At 66.2% G+C, this 21,962-nt stretch carries 21 protein-coding genes; 10 read left to right on the forward strand and 11 right to left on the reverse strand.

Features of this window, described 5'->3' with window-relative positions:
* Window positions 1-262: 262 nt before the first annotated feature.
* Genes FG94_RS16890 through FG94_RS16900 form a run of 3 tightly spaced genes read right to left on the reverse strand, consistent with a single transcriptional unit; the run spans window position 263 to window position 2,972 of the window.
* Window positions 263-910, reverse strand: coding sequence for a response regulator transcription factor (locus FG94_RS16890; RefSeq protein ID WP_036214103.1), 648 nt, complete (start codon window positions 908-910; stop codon window positions 263-265).
* The gene (locus tag FG94_RS16895) at window positions 907-2,355 is read right to left on the reverse strand and encodes an ATP-binding protein (RefSeq protein ID WP_229445972.1); all 1,449 of its coding nucleotides are present in this window, start codon (window positions 2,353-2,355) and stop codon (window positions 907-909) included. The genes FG94_RS16890 and FG94_RS16895 overlap by 4 nt, the downstream gene beginning before the upstream one ends.
* Window positions 2,352-2,972 carry a hypothetical protein gene (locus tag FG94_RS16900; protein WP_051996892.1) on the reverse strand — a complete coding sequence of 207 codons (621 nt, stop codon included), beginning with the start codon at window positions 2,970-2,972 and terminating at the stop codon, window positions 2,352-2,354. Before FG94_RS16900 ends, FG94_RS16895 begins: the two co-directional genes overlap by 4 nt.
* 58 nt (window positions 2,973-3,030) lie before the next feature.
* On the opposite strand from FG94_RS16900, the gene greB reads away from it, so the two are divergent.
* From greB to FG94_RS16915, 3 genes are all read left to right on the forward strand, one after another.
* Window positions 3,031-3,600 (forward strand): transcription elongation factor GreB, encoded by a 570-nt coding sequence (gene greB / locus FG94_RS16905; protein ID WP_036214105.1) that lies wholly within the window; start codon window positions 3,031-3,033, stop codon window positions 3,598-3,600.
* 47 nt (window positions 3,601-3,647) lie between these two features.
* Entirely contained in the window at window positions 3,648-4,244 is a 597-nt protein-coding gene (locus tag FG94_RS16910) for a biliverdin-producing heme oxygenase (RefSeq protein WP_036214107.1), read from the forward strand.
* Window positions 4,245-4,322: 78 nt separating this feature from the next.
* On the forward strand, window positions 4,323-4,748 hold the full coding sequence (locus FG94_RS16915; protein ID WP_036214108.1) for a YciI family protein: 426 nt from the start codon (window positions 4,323-4,325) through the stop codon (window positions 4,746-4,748).
* Window positions 4,749-4,752: 4 nt separating this feature from the next.
* On the opposite strand, the gene FG94_RS16920 is transcribed toward FG94_RS16915, so the two are convergent.
* Entirely contained in the window at window positions 4,753-5,148 is a 396-nt protein-coding gene (locus tag FG94_RS16920; protein ID WP_036214110.1) for a VOC family protein, read from the reverse strand.
* A 275-nt stretch (window positions 5,149-5,423) separates the two neighbouring features.
* Between FG94_RS16920 and FG94_RS16925 the strand changes: the two genes are divergently transcribed.
* The gene (locus FG94_RS16925; RefSeq protein ID WP_036214112.1) at window positions 5,424-7,028 is read left to right on the forward strand and encodes a methyl-accepting chemotaxis protein; all 1,605 of its coding nucleotides are present in this window, start codon (window positions 5,424-5,426) and stop codon (window positions 7,026-7,028) included.
* A gap of 103 nt (window positions 7,029-7,131) precedes the next feature.
* Window positions 7,132-7,698, forward strand: coding sequence for a hypothetical protein (locus FG94_RS16930; protein WP_036214113.1), 567 nt, complete (start codon window positions 7,132-7,134; stop codon window positions 7,696-7,698).
* Window positions 7,699-7,707: 9 nt separating this feature from the next.
* Here FG94_RS16930 and FG94_RS16935 read toward each other — a convergent pair whose 3' ends face one another.
* From FG94_RS16935 to FG94_RS16965, 7 genes are all read right to left on the reverse strand, one after another.
* Window positions 7,708-9,945, reverse strand: coding sequence for an ATP-binding protein (locus tag FG94_RS16935; RefSeq protein WP_051996867.1), 2,238 nt, complete (start codon window positions 9,943-9,945; stop codon window positions 7,708-7,710).
* A 77-nt stretch (window positions 9,946-10,022) separates the two neighbouring features.
* The gene (locus tag FG94_RS26110) at window positions 10,023-11,984 is read right to left on the reverse strand and encodes an ATP-binding protein (protein ID WP_051996869.1); all 1,962 of its coding nucleotides are present in this window, start codon (window positions 11,982-11,984) and stop codon (window positions 10,023-10,025) included.
* Between the two features lie 138 nt (window positions 11,985-12,122).
* Window positions 12,123-12,623, reverse strand: a complete 501-nt coding sequence (locus FG94_RS16945) for a hypothetical protein (RefSeq protein ID WP_036214115.1) — start codon at window positions 12,621-12,623, stop codon at window positions 12,123-12,125.
* 132 nt (window positions 12,624-12,755) lie between these two features.
* Entirely contained in the window at window positions 12,756-14,996 is a 2,241-nt protein-coding gene (locus tag FG94_RS16950) for a bifunctional (p)ppGpp synthetase/guanosine-3',5'-bis(diphosphate) 3'-pyrophosphohydrolase (protein ID WP_036214116.1), read from the reverse strand.
* A 77-nt stretch (window positions 14,997-15,073) separates the two neighbouring features.
* A complete protein-coding gene (gene rpoZ, locus FG94_RS16955; RefSeq protein ID WP_005665923.1) occupies window positions 15,074-15,277 on the reverse strand; it encodes a DNA-directed RNA polymerase subunit omega in 204 nt (67 codons plus the stop codon).
* Between the two features lie 57 nt (window positions 15,278-15,334).
* Window positions 15,335-15,982, reverse strand: coding sequence for a guanylate kinase (gene gmk / locus FG94_RS16960; protein WP_027864404.1), 648 nt, complete (start codon window positions 15,980-15,982; stop codon window positions 15,335-15,337).
* Window positions 15,983-16,152: 170 nt separating this feature from the next.
* Window positions 16,153-17,040 carry a YicC/YloC family endoribonuclease gene (locus FG94_RS16965; protein WP_036214118.1) on the reverse strand — a complete coding sequence of 296 codons (888 nt, stop codon included), beginning with the start codon at window positions 17,038-17,040 and terminating at the stop codon, window positions 16,153-16,155.
* Between the two features lie 133 nt (window positions 17,041-17,173).
* Between FG94_RS16965 and FG94_RS16970 the strand changes: the two genes are divergently transcribed.
* The 5 genes from FG94_RS16970 to hemW all read left to right on the forward strand — a co-directional run bounded on the left by FG94_RS16970 (window position 17,174) and on the right by hemW (window position 21,874).
* The gene (locus FG94_RS16970; protein WP_036214120.1) at window positions 17,174-18,163 is read left to right on the forward strand and encodes a serine/threonine-protein kinase; all 990 of its coding nucleotides are present in this window, start codon (window positions 17,174-17,176) and stop codon (window positions 18,161-18,163) included.
* A 15-nt stretch (window positions 18,164-18,178) separates the two neighbouring features.
* Window positions 18,179-19,105 carry a PP2C family serine/threonine-protein phosphatase gene (locus tag FG94_RS16975; RefSeq protein WP_036214122.1) on the forward strand — a complete coding sequence of 309 codons (927 nt, stop codon included), beginning with the start codon at window positions 18,179-18,181 and terminating at the stop codon, window positions 19,103-19,105.
* Window positions 19,106-19,113: 8 nt separating this feature from the next.
* Window positions 19,114-19,848, forward strand: a complete 735-nt coding sequence (gene rph, locus FG94_RS16980) for a ribonuclease PH (protein WP_036214124.1) — start codon at window positions 19,114-19,116, stop codon at window positions 19,846-19,848.
* Window positions 19,849-20,045: 197 nt separating this feature from the next.
* On the forward strand, window positions 20,046-20,630 hold the full coding sequence (gene rdgB / locus FG94_RS16985; RefSeq protein ID WP_036214125.1) for an RdgB/HAM1 family non-canonical purine NTP pyrophosphatase: 585 nt from the start codon (window positions 20,046-20,048) through the stop codon (window positions 20,628-20,630).
* Entirely contained in the window at window positions 20,627-21,874 is a 1,248-nt protein-coding gene (gene hemW, locus FG94_RS16990; protein ID WP_036214127.1) for a radical SAM family heme chaperone HemW, read from the forward strand. The genes rdgB and hemW overlap by 4 nt, the downstream gene beginning before the upstream one ends.
* Window positions 21,875-21,962 lie beyond the last annotated feature (88 nt).

Consider the following 21,962-nt stretch of genomic DNA (forward strand, 5'->3'; position numbering starts at 1 on the left):
GGGCGGGAGGAACGCCGGCGATCTCGTCGTAGATGGCTTTATAGGCGTCCGGCGTCGGTGCGATGCGGCGCGTTGCCAGGCGCCGGAAGGCTTCGCGGGCAATGTCGGCGGGATTCTGGCCGGTGCCGGCCGGCGGGGACGAGATGGACATGGCTGTCAAGACACGGAATGCTGGTGAGCGACATGATAAGCAGCTTCTTTGCCAACCATCAATTAAAAAACAGCAACAAACTGTGTTATTTCTGTACTTCTACAACAGATGTCATCCCACCAACCCGTTGCGGATGGCGTAATGGGTCAATTCCGCACTGTTCTTGAGCTTCATCTTCGCCAGCAGCCGGGCCCGGTATTCGCTCACCGTCTTCACCGACAGCGACAGTTGGCGCGCGATGTCGCTGACCGTCATCCCGGAGGCGATCATGGTCAGGGTCTGGTATTCGCGGTCGGACAAGGTGTCGTGCAGCGGCGCCTCGTGGTCTTCGCCGACCTGGGCCGCCAGGGTCTGGGCCAGCGCGGCGCTCACGTACTTCTGGCCGGCGGCCACCTGGCGGATTGCGGTGACCAGCTCGCGCGGGGCGCTCTGCTTGGTCATGTAACCGGCCGCGCCGGCCTTGAGCGAGCGGATCGCGTACTGGTCCTCGCGGTGCATCGACAGCATCAGCACCGCCAGCTCGGGCCGGTCCTTCTTGATCTGCTTGAGCACGTCGATCCCGTTGCGGTCGGGCAGGGAGATGTCGAGCAGCATCACGTGCGGCCGCGCCTTGCCGACCAGCTTGACGGCATCGAGCCCGGTTTCGGCCTCGCCCGCGACGATGATGTCGCGCTGCTCGGCCAGGATCTGCTTCAGGCCCTCGCGCACGATCGCATGGTCGTCGGCGATGAATACCCGGATTGTTGCCTTGTCACTCATTGTTCTGTTGCCAGCCTGGTCTTGATAGTCACCATCGTGCCACCTCCGGGCGCGGACGACAAGCTCAGCGTTCCCCCGAAAGCCTTGGCGCGCTCGCTCATGCTGTGCAGGCCGAAGGAATGCGGCTTGAGGCGGTCGGCCGGGTGGATGCCGCGTCCGTTGTCGCAGATCGTCAGGGTCAGGTGGGCGCGCTGGGGCCGCAGCGTCACCGTCACCCGGGTCGCGTGGGCATGCTTGGCGATGTTGGTCAGCGCTTCCTGGAAGATGCGGAACAGGGCGGTGGCGTGGTCGTCGTCGAGCAGGAGTTCCTCCCCCTCGTCCAGGGGGCCGCGGAAGATGCAGACGATGCCCATCTGCTTCTCGAATTCGCGCGCCTGCCACTCCAGCGCGGCCACGATGCCGAGGTCGAGCATCGTGGGACGCAGGTCGAGCGAGATGCGGTGCACCGCCTCGATCGTGCGGTCGACCAGGTCGTCGAGGTAGTCGGCCTTTTCCAGCAGGGCCGGCTGGTTGTCGGGCAGGCGCGCGGCCAGCATGGCCAGCGCCATCTTGATGGCCGTGAGGTTGCCGCCGAGGTCGTCGTGGATCTCGCGCGCGATGCGCGCCCGTTCCTGTTCCTTGACCTGCTCGATGTGGTCGGTCAGTTCGGCCAGCCGGGCGCGCGAACGCATGCTTGCTTCCTGTTCCTCCTTGCTGGCGCTGATGTTGGTCATGATGCCGTCCCACTGCACCGCGCCGCCGTCGACGGGATGCGGGGTGGCGCGCAGGTTGATCCACTTGACGTCCTTCCAGGCGTCGATCCAGATCCGGCCTTCCCAGTTCCAGGCGCTCATGGCGGCACTGGACGCCGCCATCGATTCCTGCCATCCCTTGCGGTCTTCAGGCAGGATCAGGCGCTCGAACAGGCTGGCGTCGCGCTGCAGCGCCAAGACGGACAGGCCGAGCAGGGCGGCGCAGCCCTCGCTCAGCCAGGGGAAATCCTGGCGCCCGTCCGGATGCAGCACGAACTGGAACACCAGTCCCGGGGTATTGCGCACGATGGCGTCGAAGCGCGCCTGCGACTGGGCCAGCGCCTGCGCGGACGCCTGTTCCAGGCTGAGGTCGTCGGCAATCGCCAGCAGCAGCGAACGGCCGTCGCGCACGATGCGCAGGAAACACAGCCGCACCGGATAGCTGCTGCCGTCGAGACGCCGCAAGCGGGTGCGCAGGCTGACCTGGGCGCCGACTTCCTCGCCCAGCCCGGCCAGCAGCTCGCCCAGCGTGGCGCGGTCGAGGCCGGGCGCCAGGGCGTAGGCGTCCATCGCCTGCAGCGTGGCCGCGTCCATGCCCAGATTCAGGCGCGCGGCCTGGTTGGCGTCGATCACCCGCAGGGTGACAGCGTCGAGCAAGTAGATTTCGGAAGCGGCCGCCTGCATTTCGGCGGCCAGGGCAAGGATGGGACTCATGGAAGTTCGGTCTCTGTCTTGTCTTGGCGGCGCGCCTGTTCGCGCGCCTGGAAGCGTGACCTGACGCGGGTCTTGAGGCGGCGCAGCACGCGCGCCAGGTGGCTGGGCTGGCGTCCGGCATGGCGCAGCAGCCGGCGCAGGCGGCGCCGCGCATCCGCCATGGCCGCGCGCACCCGGCGCCAGAAGCCGCTGGCGAGTAGCGCCGCCAGCAGGCGGTCTTTGAGCCGCAGGAAGCCGCCGTGCCAGCGCGCGAACCAGGCGAGGGTGAGCAGGGTGGGCAGGGTCAGCACGTAGATGCGCGCCACCACCACGGCGCCCCCCAGCTTGGCGGCCACGAAGCCGGCCAGGCCGGCCAGCGCATGGCCGTGGGCGATGGCGAACAGGGCGAGCAGCTTGACCGGCAGGAGCAGCAGTCCGGGCAGCACGAAGGCGCACAGGGCGGCCCAGGCCGGCAGGGCGCCCACGCGCGCCTCGAGCCGGCGCAGCGGCGGCCAGGCCGCCATGCGTGCGGCGGCACGGCTGCCGACATCCCAGGTCCAGGCCTCGGCGAGCAGCACCAGCGCCGCCAGCTGGACCAGGGGCGCGAGCAGCCGGGATCGTGCGTGTGCTCGTTTCATGGAGTACATGATACGGGAAGCGTGAGCCGGCGGCGGCGCTTGCCGTTACAATAAGCTGATGAATAAGGCATTCGTAAAAGAGTCCGACAACGACGATGACGACGCCGAGGCGTTGGCGCTGGCCCAGGCGATTCCCGCCGGGGCCAAGAACTACATCACCCCGGCCGGCTATGCGGCCATCAAGGACGAGCTGCTGCAGCTGATCGACGTCGACCGCCCCGAGGTGGTGAGGGTGGTGCACTGGGCCGCCTCGAACGGCGACCGCTCGGAGAACGGCGACTACATCTACGGCAAGCGCCGCCTGCGCGAGATCGACCGCCGCATCCGCTTCCTCACCAAGCGCATGGATTCGGCCTTCGTGGTCGACCCCAGCGTGCATCATGGCAACGACCAGGTCTTCTTCGGCGCCACCGTCACCTACCTCAACAGGGCGGGCGAGGAGCATACCGTGACCATCGTCGGGGTCGACGAGCTCGACCCGCTGCGCGGCAAGATCAGCTGGGTCTCGCCGGTGGCGCGTGCGCTGACCAAGGCGCGCGAGGGCGATGTCATCACGCTGCAGACGCCGCTCGGAACCGACGAGCTCGAGATTCTTTCAGTGGAATATCCGGAACCGGTAACCGACTAGGCCTTCTGAACTGGTAAGATGGACGATTCGCCGCTTTCCCAGCCTTCATGAACCGTTCCAACGATTCCGCGCGCGACACCGACGTACTGGCCGCGCTGCGGACTGCGACTGCCTCGCGGCACGAGCGGCTCGACAGCGGCCTGCCGCTGTCCGCACCCCTTCCTTCCCTCGACGATTACGCCGCGCACCTGCACATGCTGCGCGACTGGCTGGCGCCGCTCGAGCGCTGGCTGGCCGGCTTTGCCGACGGCCCCCAGGCCGAACCCACGCTCCCGCCAACCGGACGCCTGGCCCTGATCCAGGCCGACCTTGCCGAGCCGCGCATGCCCGAGGTCCGGCCCCTGCGTCCCGCCCCGGCCTGGCCGGCGGACGCCAGCGCCGCCTGGCGCTGGGGCGTCGCCTACGTGATCGAAGGCTCGCAGCTGGGCGGCGCGGTCCTGTACGGCAAGCTGGCCGGGCCGCTGGCCCCGCATCCGCTGCGCTATCTGCGCGGCGACGAGGACGGCCCGGGGCCGCGCTGGCGCGCCTTCATGGGAGCGCTGCGTGCGCATGTCACCGGCCCGGTGGAGATCGCCGAGGCCTGCGCCGGGGCGTGTGCGGCCTTCGATGCGATCCTTGAACTGGCCCAGCTGGAAAAAAATTAAAAAAATCCGGGCGGCGATGTCAATTGCCGGCCTTCCCGATCGTCGTAGTGTCAACAACCAACCCAAACGGAGGATGCGATGCGATTCATGATCTTGCTGAAGGCGGACAAACACAGTGAAGCGGGCGAAATGCCTGACGAGAAACTGCTCACTGACATGGGCAACTTCAACGACGAGCTGATCAAAGCCGGCGTGATGCTGGCCGGCGAAGGCCTGCACCCGTCCTCGCGCGGCGCACGCGTTCATTTCGATAAAAGTGGAAATGTCCGCGTGGTCGACGGCCCCTTTGCCGAAACCAAGGAATTGCTGGCCGGCTTCTGGATCTGGAACGTGAAATCGAAGGAAGAGGCGATCGCATGGGTCAAGCGGGTGCCGATGCCGATGGCGGGCGGCGAAGCCGAGATCGAGATCCGCCAGATCTTCGACATGGAAGACTTCGGCGAGGCCATGACCCCGGAACTGCGCGAGCAGGAAGAGCGCCAGCGCGCCGCGCTGGCCGGCTGAGCCTTTACTGTGCCTGGGGCTCCGTTGGGGGCTCCCACAGCTCGACCTTGTTGCCCTCCGGGTCGATGACCCAGCCGAACTTGCCGAATTCCGAGTTGTCGGTCTGGTCCATGACGTTGCAGCCTTCCTCGCGCAGAGCCTGCAGCAGTGCGTCCAGGTCGGCGACCCGGTAATTGATCATGAAGTTCGCCTTGCCCGGGGCGAAGTGCTCGTTGCCGGCCTGGCCGATCGACCAGATGGTGACCCCGCCGTCCGGCTTGCGCGCCGAATCGTCCCAGGTGAAGGCGGCGCCGCCCCATTCCAGCACGTCGACGCCCAGATGCCGCCCGTACCAGGCGCGCAGCGCCACCGGGTCTTGTGCGTGGAAAAAGATGCCGCCGATACCAGTAACCCGCTTCATGTACTCTCCGATCTGGGAACGCTGTGTGCGTGGGAAGGCCAACAGTAGCATCAGGTGCTTCCTGTTGGCAATGTGGCAGGCTCGATTCGTCTTGCACCGGAATACGTAAAATCCCTGAGTTGTGCAATTGCCGCATTGAACTGTAATTGCCCCTCGGCAATGTTATTCTCTGTCGTCGCGTCGCTGGCACCTTTGGTACCACCGCAAGCAAGGGCGCCCGGCCCACCTGTGTTCATCCCTTGACGGCACTCCGTCACCTCCAGAAGGATCCAGCAGTGAAAAACTTCAAGATCGGTGCCCGCCTCGGCATCGGGTTCGCCATCGTCCTGTCCCTGTTGCTCGTCGTGACGCTGACCGCGCTGGCGCGCATGCAGTCGGCGGGCGACCTGACGCATCGCCTGGTCAACACCAGCATCAAGAACCAGCGCAACGTGGCGGAGTGGGGCAAGCTCATCGAGCTGAACAGTGCACGGATCGAAACCGTGTTCGTGGCCACCGACCCGGCCGTGTACGCCGACATGGCGCAGCGCATGCAGGCCGTCTCGGTTCGCTCGAACGAACTACAGAACGCGATCGAAAGCTCGCTGCGCAACGAAGGCGTCAACGAACAGTTCAAGGTCGTCAAGCAGGAGCGTGTCGCCTACCTGGCCGCGCGCGACGCGCTGTTCAAGGCGAAGCTGGATGGGAACCACGAGCTCGCAGGCACGATCTACCGCGAGCACATGCTGCCCCATACGAAACGTTTCCAGGACGCCGTCGCCAAGCTCGCCCACATGCAGATCACCGCGGCCGACGGGGTCGCCAGTTCCATCCTCGATTCCTATGCGGGCACGCGCGTCCTGCTGGTCTCGCTGGGCATCGCCGCCATCGTCTTCGGCGTCGCCTGCGCCTGGCTGATCACCCGTTCGATCACCGTGCCGATCCGCGCCGCAGTGGCGGTGGCGGAGAAGGTCGCTGCCGGCGACCTGGCCAGCCGCATCACGGCCGGCAGCCGCGACGAAACCGGCCAGCTGATGCGGGCGCTGGGCGCGATGAACGACAGCCTGGCCGGCATCGTCGGCCGCGTGCGGGCCGGCACCGGCACCATCGCCGTGGCATCCGGCGAGATCGCGGCCGGCAACCAGGACCTGTCCGCGCGTACCGAACAACAGGCCAGCGCCCTGGAAGAGACCGCGGCCTCGATGGAAGAACTGACCTCGACCGTGAAGCAGAACGCGGACAACGCGCGCCAGGCCAATCGCCTGGCCGGCGAGGCCGCCATGATCGCCGGCCAGGGCGGCGAGATGGTGGCCGAGGTGGTCTCGACCATGGGCGCCATCAACGAATCCTCGCGCAAGATCGCCGACATCATCGGCGTCATCGACGGCATCGCCTTCCAGACCAATATCCTGGCGCTGAACGCGGCGGTGGAAGCGGCGCGCGCCGGCGAACAGGGCCGCGGCTTCGCGGTCGTGGCGACCGAGGTGCGCAACCTGGCCCACCGCTCGGCCAGCGCCGCCAAGGAAATCAAGGCGCTGATCGACGATTCGGTGTCGAAGGTGGCGGAAGGCAGCAGCCAGGTCGACCGCACCGGCGTGACCATGAACGAGATCGTGCGCAGCATTGGCCAGGTGACCGTCATCATGAACGAGATCGCCAACGCCAGCGAAGAACAGCGCGCCGGCATCGAGCAGGTGAACGGCGCGATCGTCGAGATGGACCGCGTGACCCAGCAGAACGCGGCGCTGGTCGAGGAGGCCGCCGCCGCCGCGGTGGCGATGCAGGAGCAGGCGGCCGAACTGGCGCAGGTGGTCGGCACCTTCCGGCTGGAGCGCGACGCGCATGCGGCGCGCCCGCAGTCCAGCGCGCGCGGGCAGCTTGCCCTGCCGGTGCAGGCCTGAACCCCGATCCCGCCGCGCACGACTCCCTTGCCGGGATTTGCCAAGCGATGTGGATTGCTCCACACTGGCGCCCAATGACAACGGTTTCGAAAGGACGCAGCACATGGGATTTTCCCTTGCCTGGATCGCGATACGCGGCAGATCGAAAGACGACATCCTTGCCCAGCTGTCGCTGGCCGACACGGGCGAGCCCGATGAGCTGAACGAGAGCCCGGTATCCGGCGCCGACCTGCCGGGCGGCGGCTACCTGCTGGTCTTCAACGACATGGCGCACCCGGCCACCCAGGCCGAGGGCATGGCCCGCCTGTCCGCAGGCTGCGAGGCGCTCGGCTGCCAGGTCGAGGAACACGTCATGGCCAGCGCCGCCTTCCAGTACAAGGATGGGACCAAGCTCTGGGACGTCGTCCACCTGTCCGAAGAAGGGCTGTACCACCTGGCGGTGGACGGCGCGCCGCCCGCGCTCCTCGCCACCATCCACGCCGAAATGAAGGCGACCCAGGACGAACAGGGCGGCGCCGATGCCGACGTGGACTGCCTGTTCGAAGTGCCGCTGATGCTGGCCACCGCGCTGTGCGGCTACCGCCACGACGAGGCGGCGCTCCTGTCCGGGGAAACGCTCGACTTTACCGAGCTGGTTCCCGCCGCGCCGGGCGCAGGCCGCCGGCACTGAGGCGGGGCTTCAGTCGCAGACGGCTTGGCCCGCCTGCGCCTGCGCGGCATCCGCCAGGATGCCGTCGAGCGCCGCGATATCGATCGGCTTGACGAAGTGGTGGTCGAAGCCGGCCGCGAAGGCCTTGTGCTGGTCGTGCATCTGGCCGTAGCCGGTCAGCGCGACCAGCACCGCGCCCGCGCTGCCGGGCGCAGCGCGCAGGCGGCGCGCCAGTTCGTAGCCGTCGATATCCGGCAGGCCGATGTCCAGGATGTAGAGCGACAGCGGCTTGCGCAGGCTTTCGTCGAGGGCGCTGTGGGCGTTGGCCATGACCGTGACATGGTGTCCCTTGGCCTCCAGCAGGTGGGCCAGCGAACGCGCCGCATCGACATTGTCGTCGACGATCATCAGGTGCACGGGCGCCGCGCCTCCCCGGGCGGCTTCGTGCGGCGCGCGCGCCTGGGTGGCGCGCTCGGCATGCAGCGGCAGGGTGAGGGTGAAGCAGGCGCCCTTGCCGATACCGTCGCTGTGCGCGCTCACCTGTCCATCGTGCATGGCCATGATGCTGCGCACCAGCGCCAGCCCCAGTCCCAGGCCGCCCTGCGAGCGGTCGGCCGAGCGCTCCGCCTGCCTGAACAGGTCGAATACATGGGGCAGCAGTTCCGGATCGATGCCGATGCCGTTGTCGGAGACGGCAAGGACCAGCTGCTCGCCCTGCGTTTCGACTGACAAGGCGATCCTGCCGCCCGGCGGCGTGTATTTCGCGGCATTGGTCAACAGGTTCGCGATGACCTGGACCAGGCGCTTCTTGTCCCCGAGGACGACCGCCCTGGACGAGCGCAGGTTCAGTGCGAGCGCATGCTTGCGCGAATCGATCAGGGGCTGCGCCTGTTCGATGGCGCTTCTGACGACTGCATCGATCTCGACCGCTTGCTGGTCGATCGATACCAGTCCCCGGGTCACGCGCGAGACGTCCAGCAGGTCGTGGATCAGCGACTTGAGGTGGTCGGCCTGGCGGATGATGATGTCGCCCGTACGCTGCACGCTCGCCTCGTCCCGTCCCGGGAGCTTGAGCATGTGCGCGGCCGCGACGATGGGCGCGAGCGGATTGCGCAGTTCGTGGGCCAGCATGGCCAGGAACTCGTCCTTGGCGTTGTTCTGGTTCTCGGCCGCGCGCCGTGCGTCCCGCTCGCTGCACAGCAGCTGCTCGCGTTCGCGCTCGAGCCGCCGCCGGGCCTCGTTCTCGGCTGCGAGCTTGGCGCCCGCATCGTGCAGGGCACGCTGCAGCACGTCGGCTTCGACCACCCCCGAAGGCTGGACGACCGGCATCTTGCCGAGTTCGAGGGACTTGGCGGCATCGAGGGCGAGGTCGAAGGACGCGCTGAGGCGCCGGGCGAACAGGACGATGCCGAGCAGGGCGCTGCCCAGGGCGAACAGCAGCACGCATCCCGCGATCAGGGTGGCGGTGCGCGCCGGCCGGTTGATTTCTTCCTCCGGCGCGGCGATGGCGACGGTCCAGTCGGCGCGGGTGGTGTGCGTGAAGGTGTTGTAGGCCCAGAATCCGTCGCGCGTCAGGTTGACCAGCCTGCCGCTGGCGCGCTCGCGCGAGGCCTTGTACAGCTCGCGCTTGACCGGCGTGCCGACGAAATCCTTCTCGCGCAGGTTGCGGGCGATCGAGATGCCGTCGTCGCCGAACACGCCCACCACCCAGTTCGGCGGCAGTTCCTGGCGGTGCAGCAGGGCGGTGATGTGGCTGACGTGGAAGGTGTGCGACAGCAGGAACTGGCGCCCGCCCGCGCTTTTCACGGGCAGGTTGACCGACACGACCTTCCACTTGCCGGCGCGGCCCTCGCGCAGGTTGGTCACGCTCGGCTTTTGCAGCGCGATCGCTTGCGGCACCCAGGTGTTCGGTCCCTCGTCGAAACTGGCGCCGTAGGGGTGGTGCGTGTGCATCAGCATGCTGCCGTCGGCGCCGTAGAGCACGGCCCAGGAATCCGGCGAGGTGATCGTTTTGCGCATGAGTTCGTACAGGGGCGAAAAATCTTCCCTGGACATCTGGTCGGTCTGGCCGATCACGCGCAAGGCGCCCTCGGCGCGCACCAGTTCCTTGTCGATCGACAGCGCGATCGAGCGCGCGCGCGCCTCGACCGTCAGCAGGCGCGCTTCCTTCTCCTCTTCCAGCAGGAGGTTCAGGCCCCAGGCGGACAGCGCCAGCAGCGGTACAAGGACGGTCAGGACGATCGCGGCAAGGTAGGTACGCGTCTTCATGCTGTTCTCTTGGTGTAAGCAAGGGATTCTAACAGGCAAGTGCCGGACTTGCCTTTGTCACGCGTCGGTTCCTGGCGCTATTCCCCCCGCTTGTCCAGCAAGGACTGCAGCAGGCGGTCGATCTCGGCCAGCCCCGCGGGCTTGGTCAGGTGCGCATCGAAGCCTGCGGCCCTGGCCCGGGCCTGGTCTTCTTCGGAGCCCCAGCCGGTCAGCGCGGCAAGGAAGGTATGCGCGCAGCCGGGACTTTGGCGCAATGCCGCCGCCACCTCGTAGCCGCTCAAGCCCGGCATCCCGATGTCGAGGATGGCGAGGTCGTAGCCGCCCGTCCGCGCCTGCTCGAGCGCCTGCCGGCCGTCGTGGACCACGTCGACCCGGTGGCCGCCGGTTTCCAGCAGGGCCATGAAGGTGCTGGCGGCGTCGACGTTGTCGTCGGCGACGAGGATCTTCAGCCTGCCCGTGTGGCGGATCGGCGCGCCGGCGGACGGCGCGGCGCACGAGGGAAGCTCCGCGCCGCTGCCGGAGGCCAGCGGCAGTTCCACGACGAAGGTGCTGCCCTTGCCCTCGCCGGCACTCTCCGCATGCACCGCTCCACCATGCATCTCGACGAGGCTGCGCACCAGGGACAGGCCGATGCCCAGGCCGCCTTGCGCACGTCCCATGTTGCGCGACACCTGGCTGAACATGTCGAAGACGCCGGGCAGGGCGTCCGTGGGGATGCCGATGCCGGTGTCGCTGACTGCGACGCGCACGCTTCTGTCGTCATGCTGCACCGTGATGCCAATCCTTCCGCCGCCGGGCGTGTACTTGGCCGCGTTGGCAAGCAGGTTGCTGAACACCTGCGCCAGGCGGACGGGGTCGGCGTGCAGCAGCAGCTCGTGGTCGGGGAGGGAGGCGTCGAGCTGGTGTCCTGCCGCCTCGATCACGGGCAGGGCGGTGTCGACCGCGTTCGCGATGGCGTCGCGCAGCACGATCCGTTCCCGCTTCAGCTGTACCTTGCCGCTGTTGATGCGGGCGATGTCCAGCAGGTCGTCGATCAGGTGCACCAGCTGGTGCAGCTGGCGGTCCATCATGTCGAACACCTTCGGCGGGGGCTTGCCTCCCGCAATCCGGATGAGCTCCAGGCCCGTGCGGAGCGGCGCCAGCGGGTTGCGCAGTTCATGCGCCAGGGTCGCGAGGAACTCGGTCTTGCGCCGGTTTTCGGTGGCCAGGTCGTTGGCCAGGCTGCGCAGGTCGTCGCGCGCGCGCCGGCTTTCGGTGACATCGCTGAACAGCACCGCCACCTTGCCCAGCTTCGGATCGCCCACGCGCGTTGCATAGATATTGAACCAGCGGCCGATCGGCGATCCCTCCTCGACCAGGCGCAGTGGCCTGCCCGTCAATGCCACGCTGCTGTACAGCTCGGCCCAATGGGTGTCGTCCGAGTCCGGCACCAGCTGGCGCACGCTCTTCCCGCGTGCGTTCTTCAGGCCGGTCTGGGCCTCGAAGGCGGGGTTGACGTCGAGGAAGCGGTAATCGATCGGCTTGCCGGTGTCGTCGTAGACGACGTCGACGATGCAGAAGCCGTCATCCATCGATGCGATCAGCGTGCTGTAGAGCTCAATCGCCGCACGCTGTTCTTCGCGGGCCTCGACCTGTCCGGTGATGTCGAGCATGTAGTGCAGCACGAAGATCAGCTGCCCGGCCGCGTCGAATACCGGTGCGTTGACCGCATTCCAGTAACGGTCTTCAAAGGCATCGCTGCCGTCGGCCTGCTTGACCTTGATCGGATAATGCTGCGCCGGCATGGTCTGCGGCTTGCCGGTCCGGATCGCCTGCATGATCGATTCCTGCAAGGCGGCGGCGGGGGCCTCCGGGGTTTCCCGGGGCGTGTCGAAGGCGGCGAACAGGCGCGTTCCCAGGAGCTCTTCGCGCGTACGCGTGCTGGTACGCAGGAAGGCGTCGTTGACCGCGACAAAGACCGGATCCTCGGACGGCGAGAACAGGGCGGTGGGAATCGTCGAACTGTTGAAGACGGCTTCGATGTGGTCCAACGAGAGCATAAGTACGGCTGCCTGGAGGGAAAGATGCCAGCATCATACAGGTTTCGGGGGCGCCGGAGCCGCCGAGGCGATTGCGAGACGCCCGCCACCCCGCGCAGCGTGCGGATCGGTGCGGGGTGTTGTCGGGCGCTCTTGCTCTTACTCGCGGTAGGTGATTTTGCCGCTCAGCTTGATGGTGCCGGCGCCGGTCAGGAGTGCCTGGCTGCCGGTGAAGTCGCCGCCGCCGGAAGCGCGGTGGTAGCGTCCGGTGCCGCCGGTAATCTGGAAGGTGGCATTGCTGAAGGCAACCTTGCCGTCGCCGGTCGGGACCGCCTGGCCGCTGTAGTTGGCGTAGATCATCTCGCCGCTCCCGGTAAGCAGGGTGATGCGGCCGTCGCTGAAGGTGAGCAGCGGGCCGTTGGGCGTGACGCAGTCCTTGCCCATGAAGGCGACCTGGCCGAGGGCCGGATCGCTGCCGTGCCCGACCAGCGTTCCGCCGAGCTTCGAGGCGCAGCGCAGCGACAGCCCCAGCACTTCATGGATGACGCCGCTAATGACCAGCGGCTTGGTGACCAGCGAAGCGGCCGAGGCCGCCGGGGCGGTGAAGCTTGCGCCCAGCAGCAGCGACGCGACGGCAAAACGGAGGGAGGAAGTGTTCATGTAAGCGCTCTCGTGGTGGATATTGTCCAAATATTAATATGGACAAGCTGCCAGTGAGCGCACGAATGGATGAGCTGTGTCGGCGCATGCAGGGTGCATGCGGGCGGCCGGGCGCCCGGCCGCCGTTACGGATCAGGAGCGCTCGCGCTCGACCCGGTTCACGCCCGCCACCCGCCGCAGGTTGCGGATCAGCTGCGCCAGGTGCACCCGGTCTTTCACCTGGATGGTGAAGCGCAGCTGCGTCATCAGGTGTTCGTCGTCCTCGTCCATGCCGACATAGGTGATGTTGGCGTCGGACTCGCCGATCTCGGCGGCCACGCGCGCCAGGATGCCCTTCTCGTTGTTGATGAGCAGGCGGATGCGGCAGTCGAAGCGGCGGTTGAGCTCCTCGCCCCACTGCACGGCGATCCAGCGGTCCGGTTCCTTGGAGCGGACCCGCGCCGCCGGCAGGCAGTCCTTGGTATGCACCACCAGCCCCTGGTCGCGGCGCAGCTGGCCGGTGATCTGGTCGCCCGGGATCGGCAGGCAGCAGGGCGCCAGCTGCACCGAGACCCCTTCGCTGCCGTAGATGGTGACCGGGTCGATGTCGCTGCTCGGCAGCGGCAGGTCGGACGGCTTGTGTTCCGGGTCCGCGTCCATCAGGCCGAAGATGTGGCGCGCCACCAGCTGCGGCATGCGCTTGCCGATGCCGATGTCGGCATACAGTTCTTCCATCGACTTGGCCGAGGATTCCGCCAGCAGCTTTTCGATGGTGCTCGGCGGCAGCTCGGCGCCGATGTTGCGGGCGGCCAGGGCGCCGGCCAGCAGTTCCTGGCCCAGCTCGACCGACTCGTTGACGTTCACCGTGCGCAGGTAGTGGCGGATCGCCGAACGCGCCTTGCCGGTACGGACGAACGACAGCCAGGTCGGGCTCGGACGCGATTCCGGATCGGTGACGATCTCGACGATGTCGCCGTTGTGCAGTTCGGTGCGCAGCGGCTGGGTCTCGTTGTTGATCTTGACCGCCACCGTGTGGTCGCCGATGCCGGTGTGGATCGAGTAGGCGAAGTCGAGCGCCGTGGCGCCGCGCGGCAGGGCGATGATCTTCGACTTCGGGGTGAACACGTAGACCGAATCCGGGAACAGGTCGACCTTGACGTGCTCGAGGAACTCGGCCGAGTCGCCGGTCTGCTGCTGGATGTCGAGCAGCGACTGCAGCCAGGCATGGGTGCGCTGCTGCAGGTCCGACATGTTCGAGTCGCCGGTCTTGTACAGCCAGTGCGCCGCCACGCCGCTTTCGGCGGTGCGGTGCATGTCCTGGGTGCGGATCTGGAATTCGACCGGGGTGCCGTAGGGGCCGATCAGTGTGGTGTGCAGCGACTGGTAGCCGTTGATCTTGCGGATCGCGATGTAGTCCTTGAACTTGCCGGGCATCGGCTTGTACAGGGCGTGCAGGGTGCCGAGCGCCACGTAACAGTTCGGCACCGTGTCGACCACCACGCGGAAGCCGTACACGTCCAGCACCTGCGAGAACGACAGGTGCTTGTTGCGCATCTTTTTATAGATGCCGTACAGGGTCTTTTCGCGGCCGTAGACCTCGGCCTGGATGCCGCTAGTTGCCAGCTGGTTCTTGACCGCCTCGAGGATCTTCTTGACGACTTCGCGGCGGTTGCCGCGCGCCGCCTTGATGGCCTTGGCCAGCGTGAAGTAGCGCAGCGGGTAGAGGTGGGCGAAGGACAGGTCCTGCAGCTCGCGGTAGATGTTGTTCAGGCCGAGGCGGTGCGCGATCGGCACATAGACTTCCATGGTCTCGCGCGAGATGCGGCGGCGCTTGGCCGGGACCATCACGCCCATGGTGCGCATGTTGTGCAGGCGGTCGGCGAGCTTGATCAGGATGACACGCACGTCCGAGGCCATGGCCAGCAGCATCTTGCGGAAGTTCTCGGCCTGGGCCTCGATCTGGCTCTGGAACTCGATCTTTTCGAGCTTGGACAGGCCGTCGACCATGTTGGCGACCTGGGCGCCGAAGCGCTCGATCAGCTCGTCCTTCTTGACGTCCTGGTCTTCGATCACGTCGTGCAGCAGCGCGGCCATGATGGCCTGGGCGTCGAGCTTCCACTCGGCGCAGATCTCCGCGACGGCGATCGGATGGGAAATGTAGGGCTCACCGGACTTGCGGACCTGGCCGAGATGCATCTCGTCGGAGAAGCGATAGGCTTCCTTGACCTTTTTCAGCTCGGCGGGGGTGAGGTAGTCGGACAGCTTGTTGATGAGCTGCGTGACCGAGGCGACGCCCGGGGCGGGCGCCGGTGCCTCGGCGTCTTGCGGTTTGCCCGGACGCTTGGTGCGGGCAGGGGTTCCTGGATGGGTCGAATCCGGGGAAGACAAACTCATATGTAATATCGATCAGCCAGTGTAGGCACAGAATAACAGAATATCGATATACCTAAACCTGCCATCCAGGATGGGTATTACATCGGGACCTTTTTCAGCATCTCGAGGCCGACCTTGCCGGCCGCGATTTCGCGCAGCGCGACGACGGTCGGCTTGTCCTTGGCTTCGACCTTCGGGGTGTGCCCCTGCAGCAGCTGGCGCGCGCGGTAGGTCGCGGCCAGGGTCAGCTGGAAGCGGTTCGGGACGTTCTTGAGGCAATCTTCGATGGTAATGCGGGCCATAGGTCACTCCTGAATTGGACAATGTGCGACGACCTTGCGGTGCCGCACGCTGCTAGATCACAAATTTGGTTGTTGCGCGTGGATTCCCAGCTGGGCAAACAAGTCGGCGTTGCGCGCCGCCTGCTGGGCGAAACGGCAACGTGTCGCTTTGACAATCGCCTGCAGTTCTGCGAGGGCGACGTTGAACTCTTCGTTGATGATAGCATATTCGAACTCCGGAGCGTGAGCCATCTCCCCCCCGGCGGCCAGCAGGCGGCGGGTGATGATGTGGGGCTCGTCGGTGCCGCGCTTGTGCAGGCGCTCCTCCAGGGCTTCGATCGACGGCGGCAAAATGAAGATGCCGGCGGCGTCGGGGAACTGCTTCTTCACCTGGCGCGCGCCCTGCCAGTCGATCTCCAGCAGGATGTCGGTGCCCAGCTTCATCTCCTGTTCCACGGTCAGGCGGCTGGTGCCGTAGTAGTTGCCGTGGACTTCCGCCCATTCCAGGAACTCACCGCGGTCGGCGCGCGAAACGAAGTCTTCCGCCGTCGTGAAGTGGTATTCGCGGCCGTCCTGCTCGCCCGGACGCGGCGGACGCGTGGTGGTCGAGATCGACAGCTTGATGCCCGGTTCCAGCTTCAGCAGGGCGTTGACCAGGGTCGATTTGCCGGCGCCGGATGGTGCGGCGACGACGAACAGGCTGCCGGAGAGGGCGGGAGTGATCATATTCAGTTCCTTGTTTGGTACGTGGTGTTCATCATAACGTTGAACGCGTGGGCAAGAAACTTGCCCACCCTACGAAAAGCATATCGCCGTTCGTAGGGTGGGCGGGTCTCCCGCCCACGCGTTCAAATGCACGTTGCACACTGTTGCGCAACGACAACATCTATCTCAAATTATTCGAGGTTCTGCACCTGCTCGCGCATCTGCTCGATCAGCAGCTTCAGCTCCATCGACGCATCCGCCAGCTCCTTGACCGAGGCCTTGGCGCCCAGCGTGTTCGCTTCGCGGTTCAGTTCCTGCATCATGAAGTCGAGGCGCTTGCCGACCTGGCCACCCCGCTTCAGGATGTGTCGCGTCTCGTTTAGATGGGCAGACAGCCTCGACAGTTCCTCCGAGACGTCGATGCGGATGCCGTACAGCGTCACTTCCTGGCGAATACGCTCCAGCACTTCCTGGCGCGTCAGGGTCGACGGGTTGCCGTGTCCGGCCAGGCCCAGCGCGTCCTGCATGCGCTCGATGGCCTTTTGCTGAAACTGCGCGATCACCTGCGGGATGAGCGGGGTGATGCGCTTGACGATCGCTTCCATCGCGTCGATCCGCGACAGCAGCATCGCTTCCAGTGCCGCTCCTTCGCGCCTGCGGCTGTCGACGAAAGCCGCCACGGTGGTGGCGGTGAGGGCGGCGACATCAAGCTGCAGCGACTCCTGGCCCACGGTCGACTCTTCGATCACGCCGGGCCAGCGCAGCAGTTCGGCCACCGTCATCTGCGCCGCCTGGGCGAAATGCTTGGTGACTTCAGCCTGCAGGCGCGCGAGGTCGGCCAGCAATTCCTGGTTGAGCACTTGCGAGCCGCCCGCGGTCTTGCGGCCGAAGGACAAGCGCACCTCGACCTTGCCGCGCGTGATGGCGGCCATGATGGCGGCGCGCAGGTCGGGTTCCAGCGCGCGCAGTTCGTCGTTGATGCGGAACTGGAGGTCGAGGAAGCGCGAATTGACGCTCTTGATCTCGATCGTGAGGGTGCCGGCAGCGCTTTCGCTGGTGGCAACCGCATAACCTGTCATGCTTGAAATGCTCAAAGATTTCCCCGTCTTTTTTATTCTTTAGATACCTCGAGAACCGTCAGGGGCTGATCGAGGTGGCCTTTACAAAGGCAACATTTATCCCACACAATCGCCCTGTTAAGCAAGGACTCTAATGGCCGCACAGAATAATGCCCCCCTGCCTGATGGCCTGGAAATTGCCGGATATCGCATTGTAAAGAAAATTGCGTCCGGTGGGTTCAGTATTGTTTATCTGGCATATGACGCCGAGGGCAACGCGGTCGCCATCAAGGAATACCTGCCCAGCCAGCTCGCCTTGCGCGCGCCCGGCGAGCTGATACCGGTCGTTTCCAGGCCCAATCTACCGGTATTCCGCATCGGCCTGAAGTGCTTCTTCGAAGAGGGGCGGGCGCTGGCCCGGATCGTCCATCCGAACGTGGTGCGGGTGGTGAACTTCTTCCGCGCCCACGAGACGGTCTACATGGTGATGGCCTACGAATCCGGCCACACCCTGCAGGACCACATCGCCCGCCTGCACGCCAGGGGCAGCCGCATGGGCGAAGCCTCGATCCGCCAGCTGTTCAACGGGGTGTGCGCCGGCGTGCGCGAAGTCCACGCCAACAAGCTGCTGCACCTCGACCTGAAACCGGCCAACATCTACCTGCGCGTAGATGGCTCGCCGCTGCTGCTCGACTTCGGCGCGGCGCGCCAGACCATCAACCTCGACGCGCCGATGCTGGCGCCGATGTACACCCCGGGCTTCGCGGCGCCCGAGCTGTACGGCAGGGCGGCCACGCTCGGGCCCTGGACCGACATCTACAGCATCGGCGCAGCCATGTATGCTTGCATGACGCGCAGCATGCCGCCCCCGGTCGAGGCGCGCAAGGACGAGGACAAGACCGAGGCGCAGTTCGCCAAGATCGCAGGCAGCTATTCGCCCGAGCTGGTCGAGATGGTGCGCGCGTGCATGGCGCTCGATCCCTTGAGCCGGCCGCAGAGCGTATTCTCGATGCAGAAGGTGCTGCAGGCGGCGCCGACGCTGGCGCCGCAGCCCGATGCCGCTGAAGAGGCGCCCGCGCGGGCAGGGGGCTGGCGCGGCCTGGTCGGGCGCTTCGGCAAGGTCGGCGGCAGGGCCGGCAATTAAGAACTTGGAGGCAGCATGCAGTTTTCCGTCTACCAGCAGACCCACATCGGCGGGCGCAAGGTCAACCAGGACCGGATGGGCTACAGCTTCACGCGCGACGCGCTGCTGCTGGTGCTGGCCGACGGCATGGGCGGCCACATGCGCGGTGAGATCGCCGCGACCATCGCGCTACAGACGCTGTCGATGATGTTCCGCATGCAGGCCAAGCCCTATGTGAAGAAGCCCGAGCGCTTCCTGGAAGAGGCCTTGAACCAGGCCCACTGGGACATCCTGGCCTATGCGGAGCGTCACAAGCTGCCGGAGACGCCGCGCACCACGGTGGTGGCCTGCCTGGTGCAGCACAACTGCGCCGTGTGGGCGCACTGCGGCGACTCGCGCCTGTACTGGGTGCGCCGCAACCAGGTGCTGGCGCGCACGCGCGACCATTCGCACCTGGAATACCTGATCGAGCGCGGCAGGGCGACTGAAGCCGAGCGCAATACCCATCCGGACCGCAACAAGCTGTACAACTGCCTCGGTGCGGGCCAGGCGCCGAAGATCGACATCTCGCGCCAGGCCAGCCTGGAGCCGGGCGATACGCTGCTGCTATGCTCCGATGGCCTGTGGGGCATGCTGCCCGAGACCGAGATCGTGCACCGGCTGTCCACCTCCACCATCGTGCAGGCGGTGCCGGACATGGTGGCAATGGCCGCCGCGATCGGCGGCGCCCGCGCCGACAACACGACGGCGCTGGCGATCACCTGGCAGGGCGCGGACGCCAAGGGCATCCTGTCGCCCGACGTGATCTCGACCCAGATGCTGCCGGAGGACGAGGTCAGCTCGACCATCACCGCCGGGCAGCCGCTGCCCGCCGGTGCGGATGCCTTCGACGAAGACGAAATCGAAAAAGCGATTGCCGAGATCCGCGAGGCGATCGAGAAATCCTCCCAATTACTTAAATAAGGATTCCCATGACGTTTGCACAACGCCCGAGCGGGCGCGCGGTCGACCAGCTGCGCAGCATCCGCATCACCCGCCAGTACACCAAACACGCCGAAGGCTCGGTGCTGATCGAGTGCGGCGACACCAAGGTGATCTGCACCGCCAGCATCGAAGAGAAGGTGCCGGGCTTCCTGAAGGGCAAAGGGCAGGGCTGGCTGACGGCGGAGTACGGCATGCTGCCGCGTTCGACGCACACGCGCATGGACCGCGAAGCCGCGCGCGGCAAGCAGACCGGCCGCACCCAGGAGATCCAGCGCCTGATCGGCCGCTCGCTGCGCGCCGCCTTCGACCTCGAAGCCTTTGGCGAGCGCACCCTGCACCTGGACTGCGACGTGATCCAGGCCGACGGCGGCACCCGCACCGCCTCGATCACCGGCGCGATGGTCGCAGCCTATGACGCCTTCAGTGCGCTGGCGGGGCAGGGCCTGGTCCCGGCGGTGCCGGTGAAGCACCTCGTGGCGGCGATCTCGGTCGGCGTGTACGGGGGAACGCCGGTGCTGGACCTGGACTACGTCGAGGATTCGGCTTGCGACACCGACATGAACATCGTGATGACGGACCAGGGGCATTTCATCGAGGTGCAGGGCACGGCGGAAGGCGCGGCCTTCGATCGCGTCGGCATGAACCGCCTGCTGGACCTGGGGCAGCTGGGGATTACGGAGTTGATCAAACTGCAGAAGCAGTCGTTGGGCTTGGTTGGCTAATCAGCCTAATCGACCTCGGTCTGAAAATTGGGTTCCCGCCTGCACGGGAACGACGTGCATGAGCTAGTGGTCAACTTTGAAACCGTCGTTCCGGCGAAGGCCGGAACCCAAGTTTGCAAGTGCAGCCACCGAAGCATTCTTTAGCCCAAAGCGCTAAAATACCCACCCTCCGCAGCAAACCTATCCCCGAGCCCTCCATGACCCAACGCCTGATCCTCGCCTCCAACAACGCCGGCAAACTGAAGGAATTCGCCCAGCTCCTCGAACCCATCGGTTTCGAGCTGCACCCGCAAGGCGAATTCAATGTCCCGGAAGCGGAAGAGCCTTTCGGCACCTTCGTGGAAAACGCGCTGGCCAAGGCCCGCCACGCTTCGCGCCTGACCGGCCTGCCGGCCCTGGCGGACGACTCGGGCGTGTGCGTCAACGCGCTCGGCGGCGCGCCGGGCGTCTACTCGGCCCGCTTCGCCGGCGAGCCGAAATCCGACGCCCGCAACAACGAGAAGCTGGTCGCCGACCTGGCCAGCCACGCCGACAAGTCGGCCTATTACTACTGCGTGCTGGTCTACGTGCGCCACGCCGACGACCCGCAGCCGGTCATCGCCGACGGCCAGTGGCACGGCGAGATCATCGAGACCGCGCGCGGCGTCAACGGCTTCGGCTACGACCCGCACTTCCTGATTCCTTCGCTCGGCAAGACCACCGCCGAGCTCGAACCAAGCGTGAAGAACGCCCACTCGCACCGCGGCCAGGCCCTGCGTGCACTGGTAGAAAAACTGAAATGATCCCCATTAAAGTCGCCGGTTCAGATCTTGGCAAAATCGCCGGCGAATCGCGCTCTCCCGCCGCCACCGCCCTGCAGTACCTGCAGCCGGGCGCGTTGAACCTCACGACGCTGCCGCCGCTCTCGCTCTACATCCACTTCCCGTGGTGCGTGCGCAAGTGCCCGTATTGCGACTTCAACTCGCACGAGGCCAAGGGCGAGCTGCCGGAAAAGGAATACCTCGACGCCGTGCGCCTCGACCTGGAGCAGTCACTGCCCATGATCTGGGGCCGCAAGATCCACACCATCTTCATCGGCGGCGGCACGCCCAGCCTGATGTCGGCCGCCGGGCTGGATCGCCTGATGTCCGACGTGCGCACCCTGCTGCCCCTGGCGCTGGACGCCGAGATCACGATGGAAGCCAACCCCGGCACCTTCGAGGCCGAGCGCTTCACCTCCTACCGGGAGAGCGGCATCAACCGCCTGTCGATCGGCATCCAGAGCTTCAACGGCGCCCACCTGAAGGCGCTGGGGCGCATCCACGACGAGCTTGAGGCCCTGCGCGCGGTGGAGATCGCGCGCTCGACGTTTGACAACTTCAACCTCGACCTGATGTTCGCGCTGCCGGGGCAGAGCCTCGACGAGGCGCGGCGCGACCTGGAGACGGCGCTGTCCTTCGCCCCGCCGCACCTGTCGATGTACCACCTGACGATGGAACCGAACACGGTCTTCGCGAAGTACCCACCGGTCCTGCCGGACGACGATCTAAGTGCCGACATGCAGGACATGATCCTGGAAGCGACGGCCGCGGCGGGATACCGGCACTACGAGGTCTCGGCCTACGCCAGGCAAGGGCGGCAGGCGAAGCACAACCTGAACTACTGGCAGTTCGGCGACTATCTCGGCATCGGCGCCGGCGCGCATTCGAAGATCTCCTTCCCGCACCGCGTGCTGCGCCAGGCGCGCTACAAGCAGCCGGGCTCCTTCATCGAGGCGGCCAGGCGCGGCAACCCGGTGCAGGAAGAGCACGAGATCGCACGCGGCGACATGGGCTTCGAGTTCATGCTCAACGCCTTGCGCCTGGTCGACGGCTTCGATCCGAACCTGTTCGCCGAGCGCACCGGCATGAGCATCAGCGCGATTGCCAAGGCGCTGAACGAGGCGGAAGGCAAGGGACTGCTCTACCGTGACCACAAGCTCATCAAGCCGACCGAGCTCGGGCAGCGTTTCCTGAACGACCTGCAGGAGATGTTCCTGGGGGCGTAGGGTGGGCGGCTCGTGATCCGGGCCACTGGCCCGGATCACCCCACGCGGTGATAGTTACCAGCAAGATCATCCCGCGCGAGATCGGAGC

This window comes from Massilia sp. LC238 (assembly GCF_000735635.1).
GTDB lineage: Bacteria > Pseudomonadota > Gammaproteobacteria > Burkholderiales > Burkholderiaceae_D > Telluria > Telluria varians.

Bases quoted from the DNA above. Each gene is read 5' to 3' on its own strand.
- FG94_RS16890 (WP_036214103.1), bottom strand. From the start codon at position 910: ATGAGTGACAAGGCAACAATCCGGGTATTCATCGCCGACGACCATGCG.
- FG94_RS16895 (WP_229445972.1), bottom strand. From the start codon at position 2,355: ATGAGTCCCATCCTTGCCCTGGCCGCCGAAATGCAGGCGGCCGCTTCC.
- FG94_RS16900 (WP_051996892.1), bottom strand. From the start codon at position 2,972: ATGAAACGAGCACACGCACGATCCCGGCTGCTCGCGCCCCTGGTCCAG.
- greB (WP_036214105.1), top strand. From the start codon at position 3,031: ATGAATAAGGCATTCGTAAAAGAGTCCGACAACGACGATGACGACGCC.
- FG94_RS16910 (WP_036214107.1), top strand. From the start codon at position 3,648: ATGAACCGTTCCAACGATTCCGCGCGCGACACCGACGTACTGGCCGCG.
- FG94_RS16915 (WP_036214108.1), top strand. From the start codon at position 4,323: ATGCGATTCATGATCTTGCTGAAGGCGGACAAACACAGTGAAGCGGGC.
- FG94_RS16920 (WP_036214110.1), bottom strand. From the start codon at position 5,148: ATGAAGCGGGTTACTGGTATCGGCGGCATCTTTTTCCACGCACAAGAC.
- FG94_RS16930 (WP_036214113.1), top strand. From the start codon at position 7,132: ATGGGATTTTCCCTTGCCTGGATCGCGATACGCGGCAGATCGAAAGAC.
- FG94_RS16935 (WP_051996867.1), bottom strand. From the start codon at position 9,945: ATGAAGACGCGTACCTACCTTGCCGCGATCGTCCTGACCGTCCTTGTA.
- FG94_RS26110 (WP_051996869.1), bottom strand. From the start codon at position 11,984: ATGCTCTCGTTGGACCACATCGAAGCCGTCTTCAACAGTTCGACGATT.
- FG94_RS16945 (WP_036214115.1), bottom strand. From the start codon at position 12,623: ATGAACACTTCCTCCCTCCGTTTTGCCGTCGCGTCGCTGCTGCTGGGC.
- FG94_RS16950 (WP_036214116.1), bottom strand. From the start codon at position 14,996: ATGAGTTTGTCTTCCCCGGATTCGACCCATCCAGGAACCCCTGCCCGC.
- rpoZ (WP_005665923.1), bottom strand. From the start codon at position 15,277: ATGGCCCGCATTACCATCGAAGATTGCCTCAAGAACGTCCCGAACCGC.
- gmk (WP_027864404.1), bottom strand. From the start codon at position 15,982: ATGATCACTCCCGCCCTCTCCGGCAGCCTGTTCGTCGTCGCCGCACCA.
- FG94_RS16965 (WP_036214118.1), bottom strand. From the start codon at position 17,040: ATGACAGGTTATGCGGTTGCCACCAGCGAAAGCGCTGCCGGCACCCTC.
- FG94_RS16970 (WP_036214120.1), top strand. From the start codon at position 17,174: ATGGCCGCACAGAATAATGCCCCCCTGCCTGATGGCCTGGAAATTGCC.
- FG94_RS16975 (WP_036214122.1), top strand. From the start codon at position 18,179: ATGCAGTTTTCCGTCTACCAGCAGACCCACATCGGCGGGCGCAAGGTC.
- rph (WP_036214124.1), top strand. From the start codon at position 19,114: ATGACGTTTGCACAACGCCCGAGCGGGCGCGCGGTCGACCAGCTGCGC.
- rdgB (WP_036214125.1), top strand. From the start codon at position 20,046: ATGACCCAACGCCTGATCCTCGCCTCCAACAACGCCGGCAAACTGAAG.
- hemW (WP_036214127.1), top strand. From the start codon at position 20,627: ATGATCCCCATTAAAGTCGCCGGTTCAGATCTTGGCAAAATCGCCGGC.